Annotated in this window: 2 protein-coding genes; both read left to right on the top strand. The window is 72.1% G+C overall.

The window, feature by feature from the left end:
- Nucleotides 1-327, top strand: a 327-nt coding sequence (locus G7A99_RS19950; RefSeq protein WP_163143535.1) for a metallophosphoesterase family protein, incomplete at its 5' end; no start/stop codon positions are given.
- A partial coding sequence (locus G7A99_RS19945; protein WP_371807643.1) for a DEAD/DEAH box helicase occupies nt 324-1315 on the top strand: 992 nt, incomplete at its 3' end. The genes G7A99_RS19950 and G7A99_RS19945, both read left to right, overlap by 4 nt.

Raw genomic sequence — 1315 nt, 5'->3', positions numbered from 1 at the left:
GGCCGGCTGGTCGTCCTCCACGGTGACGACAGCGGCACCCTGGCCCAGCGCGGGCGGCGCTACCGCCGCCGGTTCCATGACGCGGCGGCGGTGGTGTTCGGCCATAGTCACCGCCTGTCCACGGACCTCGACGAGCACCCCTGGCTGCTCAATCCCGGAGCGGCGGGGCGCACGCGCACCAACGGCGGTCCGTCCATGCTGGTGCTGACCTGCGGCGACGACGGGCCGTGGCGGGTGGAGCCGCTGCGTTTCGATCCCGGGCGCTACCCGTCCCTGCGCCGCCGGGAGCGGCCTGCCCGGGAGACCGGGGACGACGAGTCCGAATGAGCGGGCGACGTCGCCGGAGCGCCGCGCCGCCCGCCACCGGTGCACTCGCCGAGCGGGTGGGGGCGCTGCGCACGCGGATCCTTGAGGCGGTGCCGGCGCCGTGGCGGGACGCGCTCACGCGGCGTCTCGGCGGCATCGAGCGGCGTCTGAGCCGCGGCCGGCGCCCGGAACGCGGGCTCAAGGCACTGGAGGCGGACGTGGAGCGCCTCGTGCGCCGGCACAACGCCCGTGCCGCCGGTACGCTGCGTCCGGATTTCGACCTCGATCTCCCGGTCATCGAGCGCCGGGACGATATCGCCGAGGCCATCGGGCAGCACCAGGTGGTGGTGGTCTGCGGCGAGACCGGCTCCGGCAAGAGCACCCAGCTGCCCAAGATCTGCCTTGACCTCGGCCGCGGTGTGACCGGCATGATCGCGCACAGCCAGCCGCGGCGCATCGCCGCGCGCAGTCTGGCCGCCCGGGTCGCCGAGGAATGCGGCACCGAGGTCGGGGCCGGGGTCGGCTACAAGATCCGTTTCAGTGACCATGTCGCCGACGGCACCCGGGTGAAGCTCGCCACCGACGGCATGCTCCTCGCCGAGACCCAGGGCGACCCGGACCTCGCCGACTACGACACGATCATCATCGACGAGGCCCACGAGCGCAGCCTCAACATCGACTTCCTGCTCGGCTACCTGAAAAACCTCCTGCCCCGGCGGCCGGACCTGAAGGTCATCATCACCTCGGCCACGATCGACCCGGAGCGTTTCTCCCGGCACTTCGGTGATGCGCCGATCATCAACGTCTCCGGGCGGACCTACCCGGTGGAGGTGCGCTATCGCCCCCTCGCCAGCGAGGACGAGGACGAGCGCGACCGCAGTCTCCAGCAGGGCATCCTCGATGCCGTCGACGAGCTCGCCCGCGACGGACCAGGGGACGTGCTGGTATTCCTGCCGAGCGAACGCGACATTCGCGAGACCGCGGAGGCACTGCGCAAGCACCATCCCAC

Source organism: Arhodomonas sp. KWT (genome assembly GCF_010993615.1).
This window is presented reverse-complemented; position numbering and strand designations above follow the sequence as displayed.